The sequence below is a fragment of the Tepidicella xavieri genome (genome assembly GCF_004363315.1).
In the GTDB taxonomy this organism is placed as follows: Bacteria; Pseudomonadota; Gammaproteobacteria; order Burkholderiales; family Burkholderiaceae_C; genus Tepidicella; species Tepidicella xavieri.
In genome coordinates, this window is the sequence record NZ_SNYL01000016.1 from 26,029 (window position 1) to 48,027 (window position 21,999).

Sequence of the window (21,999 nt, forward strand, 5' to 3'; positions counted from 1 at the left end):
CGGCTTTATCCGTCAAAATCGGGGGCTTATGACCAAGCCCCCTTTTCCGTTCCCCCCAACCGATCTGCTGGCACAGCTCGCCTCGGCCTTGCCGCCACCGCCAGAATGGCTGCGCGGCGAATTGCAGAACCGTCTGGTGCTGTTTCTCAATCATGTGCTGATGCAGGAGCCTCAGGCCATGGAGCGGCTGCGGCGCCAGCGGGGCAAGGTCTTGCAGGCCGAATGGGGGCGTCTGTCGATGGGTTTGCAGGTCACGGCGGCCGGGCTGTTTGCGGTGGATGCTGGCGCCACCGAGGCCGATCTGCGCGTCACGCTCACCCAGACCGATGTGCCCGCCTTGATGCAGACCTTGGCCGCTGGCCACAAGCCCGCCGTGGACATTCAAGGCGATGTGCAGTTCGCCGCCGAAATCGCCTGGCTGGTGGACAACGTGCGCTGGGACGTGGAGGAGGACCTGTCCCGTTTCATGGGCGACGCGGCGGCGCATGGCTTGGTCCAAGGCGTCAAGGGCGTGCTGCAAAGCCTCCAGGCCTGGGTGCAGCAGGCCGCCGGCCAGGCGCGGCAATGGCGCGACCAGGTGGCGGCTCGCATGCCCGGCCAGCCGGGGGCCTCTGGCGCGGGCAGCGCCACGGGTGACCATGAACGCAACGGGGCCCCACAGTGATCCGGCGGTTTTTTCGAGGGGCGTTCATCGTCTGGGTCGTGTTCCGCTACGGGCTCGACGAGCTGGTGCTGTCGGGCTTTCGCAACCCGGTGGTCCGTGCCGTGCGTGGCGTCATCACCATTGGGCGCCGGCTCGACACCCCGCGCGGGCAACGGCTGAGGGAGGCGCTGGAGCGGCTGGGGCCGATTTTCGTGAAATTCGGTCAGGTCCTCTCCACCCGGCGCGACCTGTTGCCTCTGGACATTGCGGAAGAGCTGGCCAAGCTCCAGGACCGCGTGCCGCCGTTTCCTTCGGCCGTGGCGGTGGCCACCATCGAGCGGGCGTTCGGCAAGCCCCTGTCGGCGGTATTTGCCACGTTCGAGCAGGCGCCGGTGGCCAGCGCATCGATTGCGCAAGTGCATTTCGCCGTGCTCAAAGATGGGCGGGAAGTCGCCGTCAAGGTGCTGCGCCCGGGCATGTTGCCCGTCATCGAAAAAGATCTTGACCTGATGCGCATGATGGCGGGGTGGGTGGAAAAGCTCTCGGCCGATGGGCGCCGCTTGAAACCGCGGGAAGTCGTGGCCGAGTTCGACAAATACCTGCACGACGAACTCGACCTGATGCGGGAAGCCTCCAACGCCACGCAGTTGCGGCGCAACATGGAGGATCTGCAACTCGTCCTCATCCCAGAAATGTACTGGGACTACTGCCGCACCGATGTGCTGGTGATGCAGCGCATGAAGGGCTTGCCGGTCAATCAAGTGGACCGGCTGCGGGCGGCCGGGGTGGACATTCCCAAGCTGGCTCGCGATGGCGTGACCATCTTCTTCACCCAGGTGTTCCGCGACGGTTTCTTCCACGCCGACATGCACCCAGGCAACATCCAGGTCAGCGTCGAGCCCGAGACGTTTGGCCGCTACATCTCGCTGGATTTCGGTATCGTTGGCACGCTCACCCAGTTCGACAAGGAATACCTGGCGCAGAATTTCACCGCTTTTTTCCGGCGTGACTACAAGCGCGTGGCCGAATTGCACATCGAAAGCGGCTGGGTGCCCCCGGAAACCCGGGTGGATGAGCTGGAAGCGGCCATCCGGGCCGTGTGCGAGCCGTATTTCGACCGGCCCTTGAAGGAAATCTCCCTGGGGCTGGTGCTGATGCGCTTGTTCCAGACCTCGCGCCGCTTCCATGTCGAGATCCAGCCGCAGCTGGTATTGCTGCAAAAAACCCTGCTCAACATCGAGGGGCTGGGGCGCGAGCTCGACCCCGATCTCGACCTTTGGAGCACGGCCAAGCCGTTTCTGGAAAAGTGGATGCTGGAGCAGGTCGGCCCCAAGAAATTCTGGAGCCAGCTCAAGGCCGAGGCGCCGCTGTATGCCAAGTTGCTGCCCGAGCTGCCGCGCCTGCTGCACGACTACCTGCGCCAGCGCCCGACCGACTTGCGCCGCGAAGTGCAAGACCTGGTGCGCGAACAGCGCCGCACCAACCGCCTGCTGCAGGGCCTCATTTACGGCGGGCTGGGCTTCGTGCTGGGGCTGCTGTTCATGCAAATGTATCTGCGCGTCGGCCTGTGGTGAAGGACGGGGCTAGGGCTTGAAGCGCGGCCGGCAGGCCCTCAAATATAATGGCAGGTTGACTTCCTTTTTCAGATCATCCCCGGTTTGCACAGGTAATCATCATGCCCATCTACGCGTACAAGTGTGAGTCCTGCGGTCATACCAAGGACGTTCTGCAAAAAATCTCCGACGATCCGCTGACCGACTGCCCGGCCTGCGGGGCCTCCAGCTTCAAGAAGCAGCTGACGGCAGCCGGCTTCCAGCTCAAAGGTTCCGGCTGGTACGTCACCGACTTCCGCAACGGGGGCAGTGGCGCGGCTGCCGGTGCGGCCGCCACCGGTGGCGCCAAAGCGGCCGAGGCCCCGGCCTCCAGCGGCGGCGAGGCGGCGTCTGCCACCCCCTGCGGCACGGCTTGCGCCTGTCACTGATTCCTCGTTTCTCACGGCTGCCGCGTCAGGGTGGTGGCTGGATTTCACACCCCCTGGCCGGCGGATGCGCGCCGGCCTTCACTTGAAAGCAAAGTGTATGGCGATGCGTAGCGAATACTGCGGTCTGGTGACCGAGGCCCTGCTGGGCCAGAACGTGACTTTGTGCGGCTGGGTCAATCGCCGTCGCGACCATGGCGGCGTCATTTTCGTGGACCTGCGGGACCGCGAAGGCTATGTCCAAGTGGTCTGCGACCCCGACCGCCCAGAGATGTTCAAGATCGCCGAGAGTCTGCGCAACGAGTTCTGCATCCAGGTCAAGGGTGTGGTGCGGGCCCGTCCGGCCGGCACCACCAACGACAACCTCAAAAGCGGCAAGGTCGAGGTGCTGTGCCACGAAATCCACGTGCTCAACCCTTCGGTGACGCCGCCGTTCCAGCTCGACGACGACAACCTCTCGGAGACCACCCGCCTGACCCACCGCGTGCTGGACCTGCGTCGCCCCTACATGCAGCGCAACCTGATGCTGCGCTACCGCGTGGCCATGGAGGTGCGCAAGTTCCTGGACGCCAACGGCTTCATCGACATCGAAACCCCGATGCTGACCAAGAGCACGCCCGAAGGTGCGCGCGACTACCTCGTGCCCAGCCGCGTGCACGACGGCATGTTCTTCGCCCTGCCGCAATCGCCCCAGCTGTTCAAGCAGCTGCTCATGGTGGCGGGTTACGACCGTTACTACCAGATCACCAAATGCTTCCGTGACGAGGACTTGCGCGCCGACCGCCAGCCCGAGTTCACCCAGATCGACATCGAAACCTCCTTCCTCACCGAGGAGGACATCCGTGCCATGTTCCAGGGCATGATGAAGACCGTGTTCCAGAACACCATCGGGGTGGATCTGGGCGAATTCCCGGTCATGCCCTATGCCGAGGCCATGCACCGTTTCGGCTCCGACAAGCCCGATCTGCGCGTCAAGCTCGAATTCACCGAACTGACCGACGTGATGGCCGATGTGGACTTCAAGGTGTTCAGCGCCCCGGCGCAGATGGCCAATGGCCGCGTGGTGGCCTTGCGCATCCCTGGGGGCGCCGAGATGAGCCGCTCCGAGATCGACGCCTACACCGAATTCGTCAAAATCTACGGCGCCAAGGGCCTGGCCTGGATCAAGGTCAACGACATCGCCCAGGGCCGCGACGGTCTGCAGAGCCCCATCGTCAAGAACCTCCACGATGCGGCCATCGCCGCCATCCTGCAGCGCTCCGGCGCGCAAAACGGCGACATCCTGTTCTTTGGCGCCGACAAGGCCAAAATCGTCAATGACGCCATGGGCGCGTTGCGCATCAAGATTGGCCACAGCGAATTCGCCAAGAAGCAAGGGCTGTTCGAGGACCGCTGGGCGCCGCTGTGGGTGGTGGATTTCCCCATGTTCGAATACGACGAGGAGGAGGGGCGCTGGAACGCCATGCACCACCCCTTTACCTCGCCCAAAGACGGCCACGAGGAATTCATGGACACCGACCCGGGCCAGTGCCTGGCCAAGGCCTACGACATGGTGCTCAACGGCTGGGAACTGGGTGGCGGCTCGGTCCGTATCCATCGGGCCGACGTGCAGAGCAAGGTGTTCTCGGCGCTCAAGATCGGCCCAGAGGAAGCGCGGGCGAAGTTCGGCTTCCTGCTCGATGCCCTGCAGTATGGCGCGCCCCCGCACGGTGGCCTCGCCTTCGGCCTGGATCGCCTCATCACGCTGATGACCAAAGCCGAGTCCATCCGCGACGTCATCGCCTTCCCCAAGACCCAGCGCGCCCAGTGCCTGCTCACGCAGGCCCCCAGCCCGGTGGACGAGAAACAGTTGCGTGAACTGCACATCCGGCTGCGGAACCCTGTCGCGGCGCCTGCATCTGCCTGATATAGTGTCCATTCAACCGTAACGGGAGCCGACGATGACTCAAGCCCAACAGCAACCGCCCAAAGACAAGCTCATGGCCGATCTGAAGGTCGTGATGGCCGATGCCGAGGAACTGCTGGCGGCCACCGCCAGCCACACCGGCGAGCGCATCACCGAGTTGCGCGAGCGCATGCAGGAAAACCTGCGCAATGCCCGCCACAAAATGGGCGACCTGGAAGATGCGCTGCGCGTCAAGACCCGGGAAGTGGCGCGGGCCACCGACGACTATGTGCATGAGCACCCCTGGAAGTCGATTGGCATGGCGGCGGGCCTCGGTCTGATCGTCGGTCTGCTGATCAGCCGCCGCTGACACGCAGGGCGGCTCGGCGATGTCGCAGGACGACCGCTCCGACGGGCCACCCCCGCAAACCCTGCTTTCGGGGCTGAAGGGGTGGTTACACGACGGGCTGCAACTGCTGCGCGTGCGTATCGAGCTGCTCGGCGTCGAGGCGCGTGACCACGCCTTGGGCGTGGTCGAGATGATGGCCTGGGCAGTGGCTGCCGCCATCTGCCTGAGTCTCGGGCTGGGTTTCGTGGCCGTGTTGCTGACGGTGCTGCTGTGGGATTCTCACCGTGCCCTGGCGCTGGCACTGTTTTCGGGGGTCTTTCTCACCTTGGGAGCCGTGGCGGTGTGGATCGTGCGGCAGCGGCTGCGTGAAACCCAACGCTGGTTCGAAGCCACCACCCAGGAACTGGCGCGTGACGCCCAGCAACTGCGCCCATGAACGCCCGCCAAGCGCTCTGGATGCGCCGCGCCGAACTGGTGCAGCGCTCGGCACTGTTGCGTGAGCGCCTGACCGCTCATGGGCATGCCGTTGCGCCATGGTTTCAGGCGGCCGAGCAGGCGCGTCACACGGCCCGCTGGATGCGGGATCATCCCTGGGTGCCGCTGAGCGCACTGGCCTTGTTGGTGCTGCGTCGTCCGCGTCGCTGGTTGCGCTGGGCGTGGAAAGGCTGGGGCGCCTGGCGGCTCTACATGCGCGTGCGCCGGCTTTGGACAGGGCAGGGGGTATGAGTTATTCCTCTGCATTTTTGCCACACGCTGCCGATAGAATGGGTTCGCACTGCCATCGGGATTGAAGCACACATGCTGGTCATCATTGGATACATCGTTGCAATCGGCTGCGTGTTCGGCGGCTACATCATCGCCGGCGGCAACATCGGCGTGATCCTGGTGGCCCTGCCGGTCGAAATGCTCATCATCATGGGTGGCGCCATGGGGGCATTCGCCGTCAACAACCAGCCCAAAGTGCTCAAGAAAGTGGCGGGTTCGTTCGGCAAGGCGCTCAAAGGCAGCAAGTACACCAAAGAACGCTACATGGAGTTGCTGGCGCTGCTGTACGAAATCCTGCAAAAAGCCCGCAAAGAAGGGTTGATGGCCATCGAGAACGATGTCGAAAACCCGGAAGCCTCCCCCCTGTTTCAGAAATACCCCACGGTGGGTACCGATCACCACGTGGTCGAGTTCGTGACCGATTATCTGCGCATGATGGTGTCTGGCAACCTCAACGCGCACGAGATCGAGGCCCTCATGGACAGCGAGATCGAAACCCATCACCAGGAAGAGCATGCGGTGGTGGGAGCCTTCACCCGGCTGGCCGGCGCGTTGCCGGCGTTTGGCATCGTGGCCGCCGTGCTGGGGGTGATCAAGACCATGGGCGCCGTGGGCTCGCCGCCAGCGGTGTTGGGGGGCATGATCGGCTCGGCCCTGGTGGGAACCTTCCTCGGCATTTTCCTGGCCTATGCGATCGTGGAGCCGCTGGCCGGCTTGCTGGAGCAGAAAATGGAAGAAGGCACCAAGGAATTGCAGTGCATCAAGACCACCCTGCTGGCCAGCATGCAGGGCTACGCTCCCATGACCGCCATCGAATTTGGCCGCAAGGTGCTCTACTCCACCGAGCGCCCGACGTTTGCCGAGCTCGAAGGCCACGTCAAGACGAAGAAGTAACCGATCACGCTGGGCGTCACGACCATGGCCGCTTCGGGCAAACCGCTTCAACCCATCATCATCAAGCGCGTCAAAAAAGGCGGGCATGGTGCGCACGGGGGGGCTTGGAAGATCGCTTATGCCGACTTCGTGACGGCCATGATGGCCTTCTTCCTGCTCATGTGGCTGCTGGGCTCCACCACCGAGGCCGATCGCAAGGGGATTTCGGATTACTTCAATGCGCCGCTGATGGTGACGCTGTTTGGCGGCCCGGGCAGCGGAGCCAGTGACAGCATCCTCCCCGGTGGTGGCGACGACCTGACCCGCACCACCGGTGAAATGGCGCGCGGCGACGCGCAATTGGCCGCTCGAGAGCTCGGGGCCCAGGTGATCCGCGAGGAGGCCATGCGGCTGGAGCGCCAGCGCATCGAAGGCTTGCGCAACAAAATCGAAACCGTCATCAACAACAACATCCGGCTGTCCGAATTCCGCGACCAGATTCGCATGGAGATGGTGCAAGACGGCCTCAACATCCAGATCGTCGATGACCAGAACCGGGCCATGTTCGACGTCGGCAGCGCATTGGTGCGGCCCTATATGCGCGAAATTCTCCGCGAAATTGGCGCCGCCCTGGCCGAGGTGGACAACCGCATCTCCATTTCCGGCCACACCGACGCCACCCCTTACGGCAGCGGAGCGCGAGGGTATAGCAACTGGGAGCTGTCGGCCGACCGTGCCAATGCCAGCCGGCGCGAGCTTGTGGCGGCTGGGCTGCCGGATGAAAAGCTGGCTCGCGTGGTGGGCATGGGGTCGAGTCAGCCCTTGCTGGCCGACCGTCCGTTCGATCCGGTGAACCGGCGCATCAGCATCCTCGTGCTCACCCAGGAGGCCGAGGAGCGCATGGCCCAAGGCTATCGGCTCTCGTCAGCCGATCTGCAGGGGGGTGGTCACGCATCCAGCCCCGGCTCCGTGCCAGAAGCGGGGGCGTTGCCCTTGCCTGCGCCGATGACGCCTCAGGGCCCATCCCAATGAGCGTTGGCCGGCCTTAGCCTTTACACTAGAAGTTCTCCCTTCACGGAGCCACGTATGCCCGAACTGCGTTTTTTGATCGTTGACGACTTCTCCACCATGCGCCGCATCGTGCGCAACCTGCTCAAGGAAATCGGCCATGCCGATGCGGACGAGGCCGAAGACGGGGTGGTGGCCTTGCACAAGCTGCGCAACGGCAAATTCGACTTCGTGGTCAGCGACATCAACATGCCCAACATGAACGGCTTCGAGCTGCTCAACCAGATCAAGTCGGACGAGAAGCTCAAGCACATCCCGGTGCTCATGGTCACGGCCGAAGCCCGCAAGGAAGACATCATTGCCGCCGCGCAGGGTGGGGCGGCCGGCTACATCGTCAAGCCCTTCACCAAGGCCACGCTGGAAGAAAAGCTCGCCAACATCTTCAAGAAGATGGGCTGGTGAGTAGGGGCGACGGCATGAGCAATTCCCCCATTCCGAATCCCAACCATCAAGTCGCGGATATGTATCAGCGGTTGGGGGCCATCACCCGCCAGCTGCATGATGCCTTGCATGAGCTGGGCTATGCGCCCATGCTCAAAGGCACGGTGGAGGAGTTGCCGGACGCCCGAAGCCGCCTGGAATACATCGCCCGTCTGACTGGCCAGGCGGCCGAGAAAGTGCTCAACTGGGTCGATGAGGCCAAGGCTGAGCAAGACGCGGTGCGCCAGCACAGCCGCCAATTGGTCGAGACCATCCGGGGCGTGCCGGGTCTGAAGTGGGCCATGCCCGAATTGGTGGAATGGTCGGAGAAGATTCAGCAGAGCACCGAGCGCACCGACGCGCACCTGACCGAGATCATGATGGCGCAGGACTTTCACGATTTGACCGGACAGGTGATACAAAAGGTCGTCTCTTTGGCTGCGACCATCGAGCAGCAGCTGCTTCAGTTGCTGCTGGAAACGGCGCCCAACATGCCGCCAGCCGAGTCCGAGAGCAAGTCCCGTCAGCCCGCGCCCAGTTCGCGCGAGGCGCTGGCGGGCCCGGTGGTCAACCCGGAGGGCCGGACCGACGTCGTCACCAGCCAGCAAGACGTGGACGACCTGCTCTCCAGCCTGGGCTTCTGAGCGTCGCTGCGCGAAACTGGCCGGAAAAGCCCGGCTTCATCGCGCTTTAGAAATCCTTCCTGCGCCAGACAATGCGGTCAACGATTCGTTTGACCGCGCATGGACTCCTCGACCCAAGACAAAAACCTGCCCGCCACCCCCAGGCGGTTGCAGAAAGCCCGGCAGGACGGGCAGGTGCCCCGTGCCAAGGATCTCTCGAACTTGGCCGTGCTGGGTGGGGGCATGGTGGTGCTGTTCGTGTTCGTGCCCTGGGGGTATGAACGGATCCGCCAGGCGATGCAACTGAGCTTCACGTTCGATGCGCACAGCATTCGTCACCCCGAAGTGATTCTGGAAAACCTGGCACTGGTGCTGGGTGAAGCCTTGCTGTTTTTTCTACCGCTGGGGTTGATCGTGGCGGTGGGTGCCGCGTTGGCGCAGATCGCCGTGGGCTCGTATGCCTGGAGTGCCAAGCCGCTGACGCCGGAACTCTCCAAAATTGGGGTCATCAGCGGCTTCAAGCGGCTGTTTTCGCGCCAGCAACTCTTCGAGGTGCTGAAGTTGATCGGCATCACGGTGATGCTGGCGGCGGTGGCCTCGCTGTTCGTGAGCACGCATCTGGCCGAATTCGGCACTTTGCTGCTGCGGCCGCTGGAGAGTGCCCTGAGCCAGTTGGGTCGCTGGTTCATGGTGGGCGTGGGGGGCTTGCTGGCCGTGGTGCTGCTGGTGGCGCTCATCGATGTGCCGTTGCAGCAATACCTGCATCGCCACCGGCTCAAGATGTCACTCAAGGAAGTCAAGGACGAGCACAAAGAGACCGAGGGCAACCCGCAGATCAAGGGCAAGTTGCGCCAGCGCCAGCGCGAGATTGCGCAGGGCAACAGCGTCAGTCGCGTGCCGGCGGCCGACCTGGTGGTGATGAACCCGACCCACTATGCCGTGGCGCTCAAATACGACGAAAAAACCATGGCCGCGCCGCACGTGATCGCCAAAGGGGCCGATCTGATTGCGCTGCGCATCCGCGACATGGCCAAGGAGCACCAGGTGCCGGTGCTGCAGGCCCCCATGCTGGCCCGCGCGCTGTATGCCCATACCGAGATCGATCAGCAAGTGCCTGCGGCCCTGTTCACCGCCGTGGCGCAGGTGCTGGCCTATGTGTACCGGTTGCGCGCCGCGCTGCGTGGCGAAGGCCCCATGCCCGGCGAGCCGCCGCAGCCCCAGGTGCCTGTGGAGTTGGACCCGCACCGCGGACGCACGCCCGCGCCCACTGCCCGTTAACCGTCACGCCGTAGCCCCATGAACGTGTTCCTGCAAACCGCACAGCAATGGCTGGACCAGCGCCGGGGGCGCGGTCCGGCCTTGGCCGCGCCCATTCTGGTGATGGTGGTGTTGTCGATGCTGGTGCTGCCGCTGCCGCCGTGGATGCTCGACACCTTCTTCACCCTCAACATCGCCCTGGCGCTGACGGTGATGATGGTGGCCGCCTACATGAAGCGGGCGCTGGACTTCGCGGCGTTCCCGACCGTCTTGTTGCTGACCACGCTGCTGCGCCTGTCGCTCAACGTGGCCTCCACCCGGGTGGTGCTGATGGAAGGGCACAACGGCCCGGGCGCCGCCGGCGCGGTGATCGAGGCCTTCGGCACCTTCCTGGTGGGCGGGAACTTTGCCGTCGGTGTGATCGTGTTCCTGATTCTGGTGGTGATCAACTTCATCGTCATCACCAAAGGCGCGGAGCGGATTGCCGAAGTGGGCGCTCGCTTCACGCTGGATGCGATGCCCGGCAAGCAGATGGCCATCGATGCCGACCTCAATGCCGGCATCATCGATGACAAGGAAGCCAAGCGTCGCCGTGCTGAGGTGGCCGAGGAGGCCGACTTCTTCGGCAACATGGACGGTGCTTCCAAGTTCGTTCGTGGCGATGCGATTGCCGGCATCCTCATTCTGCTGATCAACATCATTGGCGGGTTCGCCATCGGCATGCTGCAGCACGGCCTGAGCGCCGGCCAGGCGGCCGACAGCTACATCACCCTGGCCGTGGGCGATGCGCTGGTGGCGCAAGTCCCCGGGTTGCTGATTTCGGTGGCCGCGGCCATGGTGGTTTCGCGCGTGGGGAAAGACGAGGAACTGGGCGACCAGATCGTGACCCAGATGTTCGACTCGCCCAAAGTGTTGGGGGTGACCGCGTCGGTGCTGTTCCTGCTGGGCGTGGTGCCGGGGATGCCGCATGTGGTGTTTCTGACGTTTGCCGTGCTGATCGGCTCGGTGGCGTTCTGGATTTGGCGCATGCAGCAACAGCCCTCCAAGGCCGAGCTGGAGGCGCAGCAGGCCGCAGCGGCCGCCCAGCCAGCGGCCGACGCCGAGGCCACTTGGGACGATTTGCAGCCGGTGGACCTGCTGGGGCTGGAATTGGGCTATCGCCTGATCCCGCTGGTGGACAAGACCCGCCAGGGTGACTTGCTGACCCGCATCAAAGGCGTGCGCAAGAAGTTCGCGCAGGACGTGGGCTTTCTGCCGCCTGCCGTGCATGTGCGTGACAACCTCGAACTGCGCCCAAGCGCCTATCGCATCACGTTGCGCGGAGTGGTGGTGGGTGAGGGCGAGGTGTTCCCGGGCCAATACCTGGCCATCAACCCCGGTCACATCAGGACGCCGCTGATCGGGTCGCCCACCACCGACCCGGCCTTTGGGCTGCCGGCGCACTGGATCGACGAGCGCCAGAAAGAAAACGCGCAAATGGCCGGTTACACCGTGGTTGATTCGGAGACCGTGCTGGCCACGCATTTGTCACACTTGATGCAAGTTCATGCCGCCAAGCTGCTGAGCCGCACCGAGGTTCAGGAACTGGTGGCCCATGTGGCCAAACTGGCCCCCAAACTCATCGAAGAGGTGGTTCCTGCCATGGTGTCGATCGGCGTGTTTCAGAAGGTTCTCCAGCTGCTGCTGGAAGAATCGGTGAACATCCGCGACATCCGGACCATCATCGAGGCCTTGGCCGAGCATGCCGGCCAGACGCAGGACCCGGCCGAACTGGCGCGCCGCGTGCGCCAGGCCTTGGCCCCGGCCATCGTGCAGCAGATTTACGGACCGGTCAACGAGCTGGAAGTGATCGCCATCGAGCCCGGACTGGAGCGCCTGCTGACGCAAGCCCTCGGTGGGCAGGGCATGGCGGCTCTGGACCCTGGCGTGGCCGACATGCTCACCCAGTCGGCCGCCAAAGTGGCCAATGCCCAAGAGGAAAAAGGCGTGCCGGCGTGCCTGCTGGTGCCCGATGCCATCCGTGCGGCCATGGCCCGCCTGTTGCGCCGCGCCGCGCCGCGCCTGCAGGTGCTGGCGCACAGCGAAATCCCTGACACCCATCTCATCCGAATCGGCCCGATTCTTGGAGAACCCGCATGAACGCCCAACGTTTTATCGCCCCCAACTCGCGCGAAGCCATGGCCCAGGCCAAGGCGGTCTTTGGCGACAGCGCGGTCATCCTGTCGAGCCGATCGACGGAAAACGGGTTCGAAGTCGTGGCCACGGCCGAGGAACACCTGGCGCAGGTCGCCACCCATGCCGCCCCGGCCACGCTGCCTGCTCGGGGCCGCAGCGAACGTTCCCGCTTGAGCCTGGAGCAGCGCGCCGCCCGGCAATTGCCGCCGTTGTCGGCCAAGTCCAGCGTGGCGCAGGACACCGAGATGCTGGCCATGAGCACGCTGTCGTTCCAGGAGTATGTGCGCGAGCGCATGCTGCGCAAGCGGCGGGAGGCGCTGCAGGGCGCTTCCCCCGCCGAGTCGCCTGCCCGCCCGGTCGTCCCGGCGCCGCCACGCACACCGCAGCAAACTCAGGCACTGGAGGGCGACATGGTGCTGCCTTTTGCCCGCCCCCAGGAGGCCGCCGCCGAGAAAAGCAAGCCGGCGGCCGCAGTGGCCGAAGCGCCTGCCAAGCCTGCGGCATCGGCCGGTGCGCGCCTGGTCGAGCAGATCGACAACCTCAAAGCCATGATGGAGGAGCGTTTCACCACCCTGGCCTGGATGGGGCAGGCCAAGCAAAGCCCGATCCAGTCGAGTTTGCTGCTCAAGCTGATCCGCGCCGGCTACTCCCCCACCGTGGCCCGGGCTGTGATGGAACGCCTGCCCGAGCGCTATGGCGCCGCCGACGCCTTCCGCTGGACGCAGGAAGTGCTGGCGCGTAATTTGCGCACCAACCGAGACGCCGGGCAACTCTGCGACGAAGGCGGGGTGTTTGCCTTGGTCGGCTCCACCGGCGTGGGCAAGACCACGACCGCCGCCAAACTGGCCGCCCAATGCGTGCAGGCCTACGGGGCCAGCAGCGTCGGCCTGATCACGCTCGACACCTACCGCGTGGCGGGCTACGAGCAACTGCGTGCCTACGGCCGCATGCTGGGCGTGGTGGCCCATCTGGCGCACGATCGCGCCGCTCTGCAGGATTTGCTCGAACTGCTGGCCAACAAGCGCATGGTCATCATCGACACGGCAGGCATCGGCCAGAAAGACCCACGCATCCAGGAAATGATGGACCTGCTGTCCGCGCCCAGCATCAAGAAGCTGCTGGTGCTCAACGCGGGCGCGCACGGTGATACCCTGGACGATGTGGTCCAGGCATACAGAGGCACGCCGTTGCATGGGGTGATCCTGACCAAGACCGACGAGGCTGCCAAGCTCGGCCCGGCGCTCGATACGCTCATCCGCCATCAGCTCGTGCTGCGCGGCTTGAGCACCGGGCAGCGGGTGCCCGAAGACTGGCAGCGCGCCGATGCCCAGGCCCTGGTGCGCCTGTCGATGGCCGGGGGGGGCAAATCGGCTTACGATCCGCAGTCGGCGGAGCTGCCCCTGTTCTTCGCCGATACCGCCCGGGGCCGGGTGCAACTGGATGGGCGCCATGCTTGACCGACGCAGCGATCAGGCCGCGGGCCTGTCGGCCCTCAAGCTCCAGCCCCCCATGCGGGTGCTGCCCGTGGTGTGCAGCGCCGATGGCCATCGCTGGTCGCTGGAGCTGTTGTGGCGGCTGGAGCAGGCCTTGCAGCAACAAGGGCTGCCGGTGGCGGTGGTCGAAGGCGTGCACGGGCTGGGGCCGGCCGATGCCCGGCTTGGTCATCGGCGGGTGTTGCAGCGCTGGTTGCGCGGTGTGCCCGAAGGCTCGGTCGTGTTGCTCCACGCCCCCCTGGAAGCTCAGGCCGTGTTGCTGGCCGACAGCACCGCCCGCCCCCTGATCCCACTGACCGGCGCGCCCGCTGCCTTGGTGCAAGCCTACAACGCCACCAAAGTGCTGTGGCAGGTGGCGGGGCTGTGGCCCGTGGTGCTGGCCTTGCAGGAAGCGGGTAGCGGCGTGCAGCCGGGCCGCCTGGAAGCGGCTGCCCAGTCTTTGCTGCAGGGTTGCGAACGCCATCTCGGACGGGTTCCCCCCGTCTGGCCGCTGGGGTATGATTCTGCGGCGAGCGGGGCTCAGATGGACGCCGACGAATCCTGTGTGCTCAAGGTGCTGGATACGGCACTGGTGCTGGAAGATCCTGAGAACCGATCCCATGTTGACGACCTGCCCGAGCGTTGCCCGCCCTCAGCCGCCGATCAGACCATCGGAGTTTCAGATGTACACCGCCAAAGGCACGCTTGACCGGGACGCCCAACTGCGCAAGTACAGCCCTCTGGTTCATCGTCTGGCTCATCACCTGGTGGCGAAGTTGCCCGCGAGCGTGGAGGTGGATGACCTGATCCAGGTCGGCATGATCGGCCTGACCGAAGCGCTGGCCCGCTTCGAGCCCTCCCAAGGCGTGCAGTTCGAGACTTTTGCCAGCCAGCGCATCCGTGGTGCCATGCTCGACGAATTGCGCGATGGCGACTGGATGTCGCGTGGCTCGCGCAAGCTGCAGAAAGACATCGAGCTGGCGGTGCAGCGGCTGGAGCAGCGCCTGCAGCGCTCGCCCAAGGAGTCTGAAATCGCCAAGGAACTGGGCATGACCCTGGCCGAGTACCAGGAAGCGTTGGCACGCGTGCGCGGCACCCAGCTCGTCTATCTGGAGGACCTCGGGGCCAAGGGCGAGGACGACGACCATTTCCTGGACCGCTTCCTGCCCGTCGATGCCCAGGCAGACCCGGAGGCGTTGCTCAGTGACCAGCGCATGCGCGAGGCGCTGGTCGAAGCCATCAAAAAGCTGCCCGAACGCGAGCAGTACGTGATGAGCATGTACTATGAGCACGACATGAACCTCAAGGAAATCGCTGCCGTGCTGGGGGTGACCGAGTCGCGCGTGAGCCAACTCCACAGCCAATCCATCGCCCGGCTGCGGGCGAAGCTGCGCGATCACTGAAAAAACCACTGCCGCCAGCGCCCGTCCAGCAATAGGCTGGTCGCGCTGTTTGCGGCCGGGCGGGAAGCGGCGCTTTCAGGCTTTCAGGTAGCCACTGCCCGGGCCACCGGTACCCAGGCCTTTGCCACCCAGGCGGCTGTAAGCCTTGACCTGGTCCTGCGGGAAGAGCACGGCCAAGGCACGCTGCGCCTGCGCCGACAGACGGGTGTTGAGCGTCAGCAACTGCTCGATGGCGGCGCCTACCTGCCGCACCTGGGCGATCACTTCACCGGGGGGGCGCTCGGCCGTCAGGGCGCGGGCCAGCGCCGGTTGTGCCGTGGCCAGAGTGTCGGCCAATGCGGAAAGCTGTTGGAGGAAGGCGTCGGCATCCGAGCTGCCGATGCTGTCCAAGGCGGCCTGCTGAGCGGCAGCCACGGCGGCCTGCAAGGCCGTCAATTGGTGGGAAACGTCAGACCAGTCGCTTGGCCCGGTCATTTGAGCGGGTTGTTGCTGGCCACGGACGGCCCGGCACTGGCCACGCTGAGCATTTCGCGGGCATTGGCCAGCAATTTGTCGGCAATCGCTTCGGCGTTGACCGAGAATGAGCCGTTTTGGATGGCCATGCGCATGGCCTCGACTTTTTCTGCGTTGAAAACGTCGGTGCCCGAGCGTGCGACGTTGTTGGTCATGGTCTGGGTGACCGGCGACAGCTTGACTTCGACGCTGCTGCTGCCTTGGGGGGCCGCCGACGCCGCATTCGGTGCAGGCACGGCTGCGCGATCCACGGACTTGATGGGGCCGGTGGATGCCGCTGTGACGGACTTGTCTGGCAGGCTGTTGACGTTCATGACACTCTCCATGCCCTGGCAAAGGGGCGCTTGAGAGCTTTATCGACCAAACATGAGCGGACTTTAACCCTTTTTTGGAAAATGCGGCGTCAGTTTTTCGTCACAGCGCGATCTCGACGGTTTCGGCGTCGAGCACCGTGCCGGTGAGTACCTTGCGGTTGGGCATGCGCACCCGGGCGGTCTGACCCAAGTGGCCGTGGGTGAGTGCCGCGCCGGTGGCCGTCAGGGTGAAGCCCTGCCCGCGTACCAGCACCCGCACCTGGCTGCCGGCGGTGAAGACCTGGGGGGGACGCACCATGCCCTGACGCAACACCTGGCCCGGCAGCAGGTGCCGGGTGGCTTCATTGCCCAGCCAATCCTCGGGGCGGGCCAGCACCGGGGTGATGCTGTCGGTCCAGTCCACCTCGATCGGCTCCACATCGTCGGCGCTCAGGGGGGTGCCTGCTGGCACGGGCTGCCGCACCGCCCAGGCCGGCCCCCAAACACGCACATGGATGGGCAGAAACACGTTCCACGGCGTGGGGCCTTCGGCGCAACGCAAGCCAATGCGCGAGCGTCCCCACAGCCGGGTGCCGGCTGGCAGATACGGCTCTACCCGGGCGCAGGGGGCCAGGCGCAACCGGCTGTCCAGCGCGCCGACTTCGATTTCCGGGCGCAGTGGCAAGGGGCCAGTCTGCTGGGCGGCGATTTGCTGTTCGATCCAGTCCTGGGCCTGGCGCGTCCAGGCCGCCGTGGCGGCCGGGGCGGGTTGGGCCCACGCCGCAGGCACCCATGCTGCGCCGAGGAGCCACCCGAGCCAGGCCATCCCTCGGGCGATCAGCGCCCAACCGCCCCGGGTGGCGGGGCGATGCGGGGCGGGGCGGGCGATGGAAGGCATGGCATTCGTCATCCTGGCTCCCAACTTTAGCGCCGCAAGGCTGGGGTGAAGCCTGGAAATGGCGTGGCTTGACCGGGCTTTTCAGGGCATGGCGCGGCCTCAAGTTTTTGACAATCTGGGCATCGGGGTGATGTGTGGCCCCGGCGTCCAGACCCTCCAGGAGGTGCCCATGATCGAACGACTGACCCAGCGCATGGAGTTTTTCTCCAACGTGCTGCAGTTGCGTGCGCATCGCCAGCAGGTGATCGCCAGCAACATCGCCAATGCGGACACGCCCGGCTATGCCGCGCGGGATTTCGATTTCAAGGCCGCCATCCAGGACGCCGTGCGCAACCCGGCCGAATGGCGGGCCGGTGCCATGCCGTTGCTGGCCGGCAGCGACGCCCGGCATCTGCGCACCGTCACCAGCGCCGGCGGGGTGGCCGAGCGCACCCGTGTGGCTTATACCGTGCAGACCCAACCCAGCCTCGATGGCAACAGCGTGGACATGGACCAGCAGCGGGCCAACTTCATTGACAACGCCATCCAGTATGAGTCCACGCTGCGCTTCATCAACGGGCACGTGCGCACCATGCTCAGCGCCATCCAAGGGCAGTGAGGAGAACGATCATGTCGATGTTCACCATTTTCGGGGTTTCGGGCAGCGCCATCAGCGCCCAGGCCCAGCGCCTGAACACCGTGGCCAGCAATCTGGCCAATGCCGATGCGGTCGCCGGCCCCGACGGGCAGGCCTACCGGGCGCGGCAGGTGGTGTTCCAGACCGTGCCGATGGGCAACAACCCCGCTTCGGCCGGGGTGAAGGTGCAAAACATCATCGAGAGCGAAGCACCCAACCGACGCGTGTTCAATCCCCAGCACCCCAGCGCCGACGCCGAGGGCTACGTCACCCACTCGAACGTCAATCCGGTGGAGGAAATGGTCAACATGATTTCGGCCTCTCGCTCCTACCAGAACAACGTGGAGGTGATGAATACCGCCAAGTCTTTGCTGCTCAAGACGCTGCAAATGGGGCAATGAAGCCGCCTGAGAGGATCGCACCATGTTCATGACCCCTTTGAGCAACAGCGAGATCGACGCTTACAACGCCCGTGGCGGCGCACAGGCCGACGCGGCCGACCCTCAAGCCGCGCAGGACCGGTTCCTGAAACTGTTCATCGCCCAGTTGAGCAACCAAGACCCGCTCAACCCGCTGGACAACGCGCAGATGACGACCCAGATGGCCCAGATCAACACGGTCACGGGCATCCAGCAGGTGAATCAGACCCTCAAGAGCCTGGCCGAGCAGTTCGGCATGGCGCAGGGGTTGCAGGGCGCGGCGTTGATCGGCCGCCATGTGGTGGCGCAAGGCAACGCGCTGGCGGTGGAGGAGGGCACGGCCCGAGGCAGCTTCAGCCTGAGCCAGCCGGCCGACAGCGTGCGCGTGGACATTCTGGCGACTTCGGGCGAGGTGATCGGCTCCGTCGATCTGGGGCCGCGCAGCGCCGGCATGCACAACTTCGAGTGGCCCATTGGCAGCGTGGACCCGGCGCGTGTGGGCGGCATGCAGATCAGCGCGACCCGAGCCGGCCAGAGCATCACGGCAGTGCCGCTGGCGCGCCAGCGCGTCGAGTCGGTGGCCATGATCGACGGGGCGCTGCGCATGCGCACCAGTGGCGGCATGACGCTGTCGTACCAGCAGGTTCTGGCTTTCCTCTGAGGCCACCCCCCTTTCCCACAGGAGCACACCATGAGTTTCCAAACCGGACTGTCCGGCCTCAACGCTTCGGCCCGCAACCTCGACGTGATCGGGCACAACATCGCCAATGCCAACACCACGGGCATGAAGGCCTCGCGCGCGGAATTTGCCGAGGTGTATGCGTCCTCGCTCGGTGCCACCGGCGGGGCCAACTATGGCATTGGGGTGCAAGTGGCCACCGTGGCGCAGTTGTTCACCCAAGGTAATTTGAAAATCACCGGCAACCAGTTGGACCTGGCCATCAACGGCAGCGGGTTCTTTCAGGTCCGTTCGACGGACGGCTCGGTGCTTTACACGCGCAACGGTGAGTTCAAGCTGGACCGGGACGGCTACATCATCACCAACAACGGCTCGCGCTTGCAAGGCTTCCCGACCAACGAATCCGGGGTGCGCACCAGCGTGGTTCCCCAGGATCTGGTGCTGCCCACGGGGTCGGTGATCGATCCGCGGCGCACGGGGGGCAACCCCGACCCGGCTTTGCAGGGGATGTTTTTGACCGCCAATCTGGATGCGCGCAGCGAACCTCAAGTCGTCGCGCCCGCCGTCAGTGCCAGCTTCCCGTTGAGCGAGGGCCAGAAAACCTACGGCACCGCGACCAATGTGTATGACTCGCAAGGCGTCCCGATTCCGGTGCAGTTGTATTTCATCAAATTGCCAGCCGCCAACGAATGGCAGGTGGTGGCCAGTGCCGATAACGGGGTCTCCGGACAGAATTTGGGCACCATCACCTTTGATGCGGCAGGGCGGGTGGCTTCGTTCCTGGGGTCGGACGGGACGACGCCAGCGCTTGATGAGATCACCGTAGAGGCGGGTACCGGTGCTGCCAATGTCGTATATACGGGCAATGCCCAGTCACCCAGCGATGGCACGCTGACTTTCCCGTTGCGCCTGGGCGACGCCACAGCCGGCTACACCCTGACCCAATTTGGCAGCAAGTTCGGGGTGTTCGATCTGCGGCAGGACGGTTATGCCTCTGGCGAACTGACGTCCATCGACATCGGCGAGAACGGGGTGATCCTGGCCCGCTATTCCAACGGTGTCTCGATTGCCGAGGGGCAGGTGGCGCTGGGCAACTTCCGCAATTTGCAGGGTTTGCAACCCATCAACGGCGGCTACTGGTCGGAGACGATCGCCTCTGGCCCCGTGGTGTTGGGGGGGCCGCTGGAAGGCCGGCTGGGCCTGGTGCGCCAGAGCTCGCTGGAAGAATCGAACGTGGACTTGACGCAGGAGCTGGTCAACATGATCGTGGCGCAGCGCGCCTATCAGGCCAACGCCCAGACCATCAAGACCCAGGACCAGGTCCAGCAGACGCTGGTGAACCTGCGCTGAAGCGGATCGTCATAGGGGGTGAGCGATGGACCGCGTGATCTACACGGCATTGTCGGGCGCGAATGCGGCCATGCACCGGCAGCAGGTGCTTTCGCACAACCTGGCCAACGTGAGCACCAATGGCTTTCGGGCCGAGCTGGCCACGTTCCGTTCGGTGCCGCTGCGCGGCGAGGGGGCGACGACGCGCGCCTTTGCGCTAGAAGCCACGGCCGGGCATCTGGATACGCCCGGCACGCTCACCAGCACCGGGCGCAACTTGGATGTGGCCGCGGTCGGGCGGGCGTATTTCGCCATCCAGGCGCTCGACGGCACCGAAGCCTATACCCGTGCCGGCGCCTTGCAAGTGTCGGCCCAGGGGCAACTGGTGGGCCATGCCGGGCTGCCCATGCTCGATGACGCGGGCGCGCCCATCAACATCCCTGACAACGCCCGTGTCACCATCGGGCGCGATGGAACCGTCTCGGCCCGCGTGGGTGACGAGGCGCCCCAGGTGCTGGGCCGGCTCAAGCTGGTCACGCCCGATGACGAGGCGCAGCGGCTCGTGCGCGGCGACGATGGCCTGTTTCGCAGTGTCGATGGGGCGCCGCTGCCGGCCGATCCGGCGGCCACGCTGGCCGATGGCATGCTGGAGGGCTCCAACGTCAACGCGGTCGAAGCGATGGTGGGCCTGATTGCCGTGCAGCGGCAGTACGAGTTGCAGATGCGCATGCTCCAGAACGCCGAAAAGAACGACCAGACCGCCAGCCAGCTGCTGGGGCTGGGTGGCTGAACCTCCGCACGCTGAAAGGAGCGTCGTGATGATCAATTCCTTGCACATCGCCAAAACCGGCATGCAGGCCCAGCAAACGCAGCTGGACGTGATTGCCCACAACCTGGCCAACGTCTCCACGGCAGGCTTCAAGCGTGGCACCGCCATCTTCGAAGACCTGATCTACCAGAACCTGCGCCAGGTGGGGGCGGCCGCCGCCGAACAGGCCGAGCTGCCCACCGGCTTGCAGATTGGCTTGGGCGTGCGCACCGTGGCCACCGCACGCACCTACACCCAAGGCAATCTGCAGCAGACCGGCAACACCCTGGACGTGGCCATCAATGGCGACGGGTTCTTCCAAATCGAGATGCCCGACGGCACCATCGCCTATACGCGCGACGGCACTTTCAAGCTCACCGCGCAGGGGCAGCTCGTCACCACCAGCGGGTATCCGGTGCTGGGCGGCGTGACCATTCCGGCCGAGGCGCGCAGCATCACCATCTCCACCAATGGCGAGGTGACCGTGCTGGTGGGCAACAACCCCCAGCCCCAGCAGGCCGGCGTGATCGAGTTGGCCTCATTCATCAACCCGGCGGGGTTGGAGCCCCGGGGGCAGAACCTGTTCACGCAAACCCCCGCCTCCGGGGAGCCCAACGTGGGGCAGCCCGGCACCGAAGGGCTGGGGCCGGTGCTCCAGGGCTATCTGGAAAGCTCCAACGTCAATGTGGTGCAGGAACTGGTCAACATGATCCAGACCCAGCGCGCCTACGAACTCAACTCCAAGGCCATCCAGACTTCCGACCAGATGCTGCAGCGCCTCTCGCAGCTCTGAAGGCGGGGGCTAACCAGGAAGATTTGCCATGACTTCGCATCGCATCGCAGGGGCTGCCATCGCCACGGTGGCCGCCATGCTCGCCGGCTGTGCCAACCTGTCGCAAGTGCCGGACGTGGATTTGGTCAAAGCCCCCGAGAAATTGGCCTATCCCCAGTTGCAGGCCACGCCGCCGGCAGGCGTCACCGGCAGCCTGTTCACGCCAGCCAGCTACCGGCCCGCTTTCGAGGACCATCGCGCCCGCCTGGTGGGCGACACGCTGACCATCCAGATCACGGAGCGCCTGTCGGCGTCGCAGCAGTCGAATACCGCGGTCAACCGCAATTCCGAGCTCAGCGCCGGCGTCTCGGCCTTTCCATTCATCGGCGCGGGCACCTTGGGCCGGCTGGATGCCTCGGCCGGTTCGTCTAACACGTTCAAAGGCGACGGCTCCACCCAGGCCACCAACACGTTTTCCGGCAACATCACCGCCGTGGTCACCGAGGTGCTGCCCAATGGGCACCTGGTCGTGGTGGGCGAGAAGCAGATCGGCGTCAACCAGAACGTGGACGTGCTGCAGTTCTCGGGCACGGTGGACCCGCGCACCATCCGGCCCGGCAACACGGTGCAGTCCACCCAGGTGGCCAATGTGCGCGTGCTCTCGCGCGGGCGTGGGGCGCAGAACGATGCGCAGACATTTGGCTGGCTTTCCCGCTTCTTTTTGACGCTTTTGCCGTTCTAAAGTTTTTCGACAATCGGTT

At 65.0% G+C, this 21,999-nt stretch carries 26 protein-coding genes; 23 read left to right on the top strand and 3 right to left on the bottom strand.

Going from position 1 to position 21,999, the window contains the following annotated elements; all coding sequences use genetic code 11:
- Positions 1 to 28 precede the first annotated feature (28 nt).
- From DFR43_RS11590 to DFR43_RS11665, 16 genes are all read left to right on the top strand, one after another.
- Positions 29 to 664, top strand: coding sequence for a ubiquinone biosynthesis accessory factor UbiJ (locus DFR43_RS11590; RefSeq protein WP_133598856.1), 636 nt, complete (start codon positions 29 to 31; stop codon positions 662 to 664).
- Positions 664 to 2,217 (top strand): ubiquinone biosynthesis regulatory protein kinase UbiB, encoded by a 1,554-nt coding sequence (gene ubiB, locus DFR43_RS11595; RefSeq protein WP_133598922.1) that lies wholly within the window; start codon positions 664 to 666, stop codon positions 2,215 to 2,217. The genes DFR43_RS11590 and ubiB overlap by 1 nt, the downstream gene beginning before the upstream one ends.
- Positions 2,218 to 2,318: 101 nt before the next feature.
- Entirely contained in the window at positions 2,319 to 2,624 is a 306-nt protein-coding gene (locus tag DFR43_RS11600; protein ID WP_133598858.1) for an FmdB family zinc ribbon protein, read from the top strand.
- A 97-nt stretch (positions 2,625 to 2,721) separates the two neighbouring features.
- Entirely contained in the window at positions 2,722 to 4,527 is a 1,806-nt protein-coding gene (gene aspS / locus DFR43_RS11605; RefSeq protein ID WP_133598860.1) for an aspartate--tRNA ligase, read from the top strand.
- Positions 4,528 to 4,561: 34 nt separating this feature from the next.
- The gene (locus DFR43_RS11610) at positions 4,562 to 4,876 is read left to right on the top strand and encodes an ElaB/YgaM/YqjD family protein (protein WP_133598862.1); all 315 of its coding nucleotides are present in this window, start codon (positions 4,562 to 4,564) and stop codon (positions 4,874 to 4,876) included.
- Positions 4,877 to 4,895: 19 nt separating this feature from the next.
- A complete protein-coding gene (locus DFR43_RS11615; RefSeq protein ID WP_133598863.1) occupies positions 4,896 to 5,291 on the top strand; it encodes a phage holin family protein in 396 nt (131 codons plus the stop codon).
- Positions 5,288 to 5,581: a YqjK family protein gene (locus tag DFR43_RS11620; protein ID WP_133598865.1), complete on the top strand. Its 294-nt coding sequence runs from the start codon at positions 5,288 to 5,290 to the stop codon at positions 5,579 to 5,581. Before DFR43_RS11615 ends, DFR43_RS11620 begins: the two co-directional genes overlap by 4 nt.
- Positions 5,582 to 5,653: 72 nt before the next feature.
- On the top strand, positions 5,654 to 6,514 hold the full coding sequence (motA, locus tag DFR43_RS11625) for a flagellar motor stator protein MotA (protein WP_133598867.1): 861 nt from the start codon (positions 5,654 to 5,656) through the stop codon (positions 6,512 to 6,514).
- Between the two features lie 24 nt (positions 6,515 to 6,538).
- Positions 6,539 to 7,525: a flagellar motor protein MotB gene (gene motB / locus DFR43_RS11630; protein WP_133598870.1), complete on the top strand. Its 987-nt coding sequence runs from the start codon at positions 6,539 to 6,541 to the stop codon at positions 7,523 to 7,525.
- Positions 7,526 to 7,579: 54 nt separating this feature from the next.
- Positions 7,580 to 7,963, top strand: coding sequence for a chemotaxis response regulator CheY (gene cheY / locus DFR43_RS11635; protein ID WP_133598872.1), 384 nt, complete (start codon positions 7,580 to 7,582; stop codon positions 7,961 to 7,963).
- A 14-nt stretch (positions 7,964 to 7,977) separates the two neighbouring features.
- Positions 7,978 to 8,625: a protein phosphatase CheZ gene (locus DFR43_RS11640; RefSeq protein WP_133598874.1), complete on the top strand. Its 648-nt coding sequence runs from the start codon at positions 7,978 to 7,980 to the stop codon at positions 8,623 to 8,625.
- Positions 8,626 to 8,724: 99 nt separating this feature from the next.
- A complete protein-coding gene (locus tag DFR43_RS11645) occupies positions 8,725 to 9,882 on the top strand; it encodes an EscU/YscU/HrcU family type III secretion system export apparatus switch protein (RefSeq protein ID WP_133598876.1) in 1,158 nt (385 codons plus the stop codon).
- A 102-nt stretch (positions 9,883 to 9,984) separates the two neighbouring features.
- On the top strand, positions 9,985 to 12,000 hold the full coding sequence (gene flhA / locus DFR43_RS11650) for a flagellar biosynthesis protein FlhA (RefSeq protein ID WP_425471094.1): 2,016 nt from the start codon (positions 9,985 to 9,987) through the stop codon (positions 11,998 to 12,000).
- A complete protein-coding gene (gene flhF, locus DFR43_RS11655; protein ID WP_133598880.1) occupies positions 11,997 to 13,493 on the top strand; it encodes a flagellar biosynthesis GTPase FlhF in 1,497 nt (498 codons plus the stop codon). Before flhA ends, flhF begins: the two co-directional genes overlap by 4 nt.
- Positions 13,486 to 14,217: a hypothetical protein gene (locus DFR43_RS11660; RefSeq protein WP_133598882.1), complete on the top strand. Its 732-nt coding sequence runs from the start codon at positions 13,486 to 13,488 to the stop codon at positions 14,215 to 14,217. The genes flhF and DFR43_RS11660 overlap by 8 nt, the downstream gene beginning before the upstream one ends.
- Positions 14,192 to 14,911 carry an RNA polymerase sigma factor FliA gene (locus tag DFR43_RS11665; protein WP_133598884.1) on the top strand — a complete coding sequence of 240 codons (720 nt, stop codon included), beginning with the start codon at positions 14,192 to 14,194 and terminating at the stop codon, positions 14,909 to 14,911. Before DFR43_RS11660 ends, DFR43_RS11665 begins: the two co-directional genes overlap by 26 nt.
- Positions 14,912 to 14,986: 75 nt before the next feature.
- On the opposite strand, the gene DFR43_RS11670 is transcribed toward DFR43_RS11665, so the two are convergent.
- From DFR43_RS11670 to flgA, 3 genes are all read right to left on the bottom strand, one after another.
- Positions 14,987 to 15,385: a hypothetical protein gene (locus DFR43_RS11670; protein ID WP_133598886.1), complete on the bottom strand. Its 399-nt coding sequence runs from the start codon at positions 15,383 to 15,385 to the stop codon at positions 14,987 to 14,989.
- Positions 15,382 to 15,738 (bottom strand): flagellar biosynthesis anti-sigma factor FlgM, encoded by a 357-nt coding sequence (gene flgM / locus DFR43_RS11675; RefSeq protein ID WP_133598888.1) that lies wholly within the window; start codon positions 15,736 to 15,738, stop codon positions 15,382 to 15,384. Before flgM ends, DFR43_RS11670 begins: the two co-directional genes overlap by 4 nt.
- Before the next feature lie 100 nt (positions 15,739 to 15,838).
- Positions 15,839 to 16,615, bottom strand: coding sequence for a flagellar basal body P-ring formation chaperone FlgA (flgA, locus tag DFR43_RS11680; protein ID WP_164499746.1), 777 nt, complete (start codon positions 16,613 to 16,615; stop codon positions 15,839 to 15,841).
- A 169-nt stretch (positions 16,616 to 16,784) separates the two neighbouring features.
- Here flgA and flgB point away from each other — a divergent pair, with 169 nt between their 5' ends.
- The 7 genes from flgB to DFR43_RS11715 are packed head-to-tail and all read left to right on the top strand — an operon-like array spanning position 16,785 to position 21,980.
- Positions 16,785 to 17,213, top strand: coding sequence for a flagellar basal body rod protein FlgB (gene flgB, locus DFR43_RS11685; RefSeq protein WP_133598892.1), 429 nt, complete (start codon positions 16,785 to 16,787; stop codon positions 17,211 to 17,213).
- A gap of 11 nt (positions 17,214 to 17,224) precedes the next feature.
- Complete coding sequence (gene flgC / locus DFR43_RS11690) at positions 17,225 to 17,632, top strand: flagellar basal body rod protein FlgC (protein ID WP_133598894.1); 408 nt, start codon at positions 17,225 to 17,227, stop codon at positions 17,630 to 17,632.
- 22 nt (positions 17,633 to 17,654) lie between these two features.
- Positions 17,655 to 18,311 carry a flagellar hook assembly protein FlgD gene (locus tag DFR43_RS11695; protein ID WP_133598896.1) on the top strand — a complete coding sequence of 219 codons (657 nt, stop codon included), beginning with the start codon at positions 17,655 to 17,657 and terminating at the stop codon, positions 18,309 to 18,311.
- Positions 18,312 to 18,341: 30 nt separating this feature from the next.
- On the top strand, positions 18,342 to 19,679 hold the full coding sequence (gene flgE, locus DFR43_RS11700; protein WP_133598898.1) for a flagellar hook protein FlgE: 1,338 nt from the start codon (positions 18,342 to 18,344) through the stop codon (positions 19,677 to 19,679).
- A gap of 25 nt (positions 19,680 to 19,704) precedes the next feature.
- Positions 19,705 to 20,448: a flagellar basal-body rod protein FlgF gene (flgF, locus tag DFR43_RS11705; protein WP_133598900.1), complete on the top strand. Its 744-nt coding sequence runs from the start codon at positions 19,705 to 19,707 to the stop codon at positions 20,446 to 20,448.
- Between the two features lie 28 nt (positions 20,449 to 20,476).
- Positions 20,477 to 21,259 carry a flagellar basal-body rod protein FlgG gene (gene flgG, locus DFR43_RS11710; RefSeq protein WP_133598902.1) on the top strand — a complete coding sequence of 261 codons (783 nt, stop codon included), beginning with the start codon at positions 20,477 to 20,479 and terminating at the stop codon, positions 21,257 to 21,259.
- A 28-nt stretch (positions 21,260 to 21,287) separates the two neighbouring features.
- Positions 21,288 to 21,980, top strand: coding sequence for a flagellar basal body L-ring protein FlgH (locus DFR43_RS11715; protein ID WP_133598904.1), 693 nt, complete (start codon positions 21,288 to 21,290; stop codon positions 21,978 to 21,980).
- Positions 21,981 to 21,999 lie beyond the last annotated feature (19 nt).

Excerpts from the sequence above, each read along its gene's own strand:
- flgB (WP_133598892.1), top strand. The coding sequence starts at position 16,785 with ATGATCGAACGACTGACCCAGCGCATGGAGTTTTTCTCCAACGTGCTG.
- motA (WP_133598867.1), top strand. The coding sequence starts at position 5,654 with ATGCTGGTCATCATTGGATACATCGTTGCAATCGGCTGCGTGTTCGGC.
- DFR43_RS11715 (WP_133598904.1), top strand. The coding sequence starts at position 21,288 with ATGACTTCGCATCGCATCGCAGGGGCTGCCATCGCCACGGTGGCCGCC.
- DFR43_RS11610 (WP_133598862.1), top strand. The coding sequence starts at position 4,562 with ATGACTCAAGCCCAACAGCAACCGCCCAAAGACAAGCTCATGGCCGAT.
- DFR43_RS11645 (WP_133598876.1), top strand. The coding sequence starts at position 8,725 with ATGGACTCCTCGACCCAAGACAAAAACCTGCCCGCCACCCCCAGGCGG.
- DFR43_RS11660 (WP_133598882.1), top strand. The coding sequence starts at position 13,486 with ATGCTTGACCGACGCAGCGATCAGGCCGCGGGCCTGTCGGCCCTCAAG.
- flhA (WP_425471094.1), top strand. The coding sequence starts at position 9,985 with ATGGTGGTGTTGTCGATGCTGGTGCTGCCGCTGCCGCCGTGGATGCTC.
- cheY (WP_133598872.1), top strand. The coding sequence starts at position 7,580 with ATGCCCGAACTGCGTTTTTTGATCGTTGACGACTTCTCCACCATGCGC.
- flgM (WP_133598888.1), bottom strand. The coding sequence starts at position 15,738 with ATGAACGTCAACAGCCTGCCAGACAAGTCCGTCACAGCGGCATCCACC.
- DFR43_RS11665 (WP_133598884.1), top strand. The coding sequence starts at position 14,192 with ATGTACACCGCCAAAGGCACGCTTGACCGGGACGCCCAACTGCGCAAG.
- aspS (WP_133598860.1), top strand. The coding sequence starts at position 2,722 with ATGGCGATGCGTAGCGAATACTGCGGTCTGGTGACCGAGGCCCTGCTG.
- motB (WP_133598870.1), top strand. The coding sequence starts at position 6,539 with ATGGCCGCTTCGGGCAAACCGCTTCAACCCATCATCATCAAGCGCGTC.
- DFR43_RS11615 (WP_133598863.1), top strand. The coding sequence starts at position 4,896 with ATGTCGCAGGACGACCGCTCCGACGGGCCACCCCCGCAAACCCTGCTT.
- flgA (WP_164499746.1), bottom strand. The coding sequence starts at position 16,615 with ATGCCTTCCATCGCCCGCCCCGCCCCGCATCGCCCCGCCACCCGGGGC.
- DFR43_RS11620 (WP_133598865.1), top strand. The coding sequence starts at position 5,288 with ATGAACGCCCGCCAAGCGCTCTGGATGCGCCGCGCCGAACTGGTGCAG.
- flgG (WP_133598902.1), top strand. The coding sequence starts at position 20,477 with ATGATCAATTCCTTGCACATCGCCAAAACCGGCATGCAGGCCCAGCAA.
- flgF (WP_133598900.1), top strand. The coding sequence starts at position 19,705 with ATGGACCGCGTGATCTACACGGCATTGTCGGGCGCGAATGCGGCCATG.
- DFR43_RS11590 (WP_133598856.1), top strand. The coding sequence starts at position 29 with ATGACCAAGCCCCCTTTTCCGTTCCCCCCAACCGATCTGCTGGCACAG.
- DFR43_RS11695 (WP_133598896.1), top strand. The coding sequence starts at position 17,655 with ATGTTCATGACCCCTTTGAGCAACAGCGAGATCGACGCTTACAACGCC.
- flhF (WP_133598880.1), top strand. The coding sequence starts at position 11,997 with ATGAACGCCCAACGTTTTATCGCCCCCAACTCGCGCGAAGCCATGGCC.
- flgC (WP_133598894.1), top strand. The coding sequence starts at position 17,225 with ATGTCGATGTTCACCATTTTCGGGGTTTCGGGCAGCGCCATCAGCGCC.
- flgE (WP_133598898.1), top strand. The coding sequence starts at position 18,342 with ATGAGTTTCCAAACCGGACTGTCCGGCCTCAACGCTTCGGCCCGCAAC.
- DFR43_RS11640 (WP_133598874.1), top strand. The coding sequence starts at position 7,978 with ATGAGCAATTCCCCCATTCCGAATCCCAACCATCAAGTCGCGGATATG.
- DFR43_RS11670 (WP_133598886.1), bottom strand. The coding sequence starts at position 15,385 with ATGACCGGGCCAAGCGACTGGTCTGACGTTTCCCACCAATTGACGGCC.
- DFR43_RS11600 (WP_133598858.1), top strand. The coding sequence starts at position 2,319 with ATGCCCATCTACGCGTACAAGTGTGAGTCCTGCGGTCATACCAAGGAC.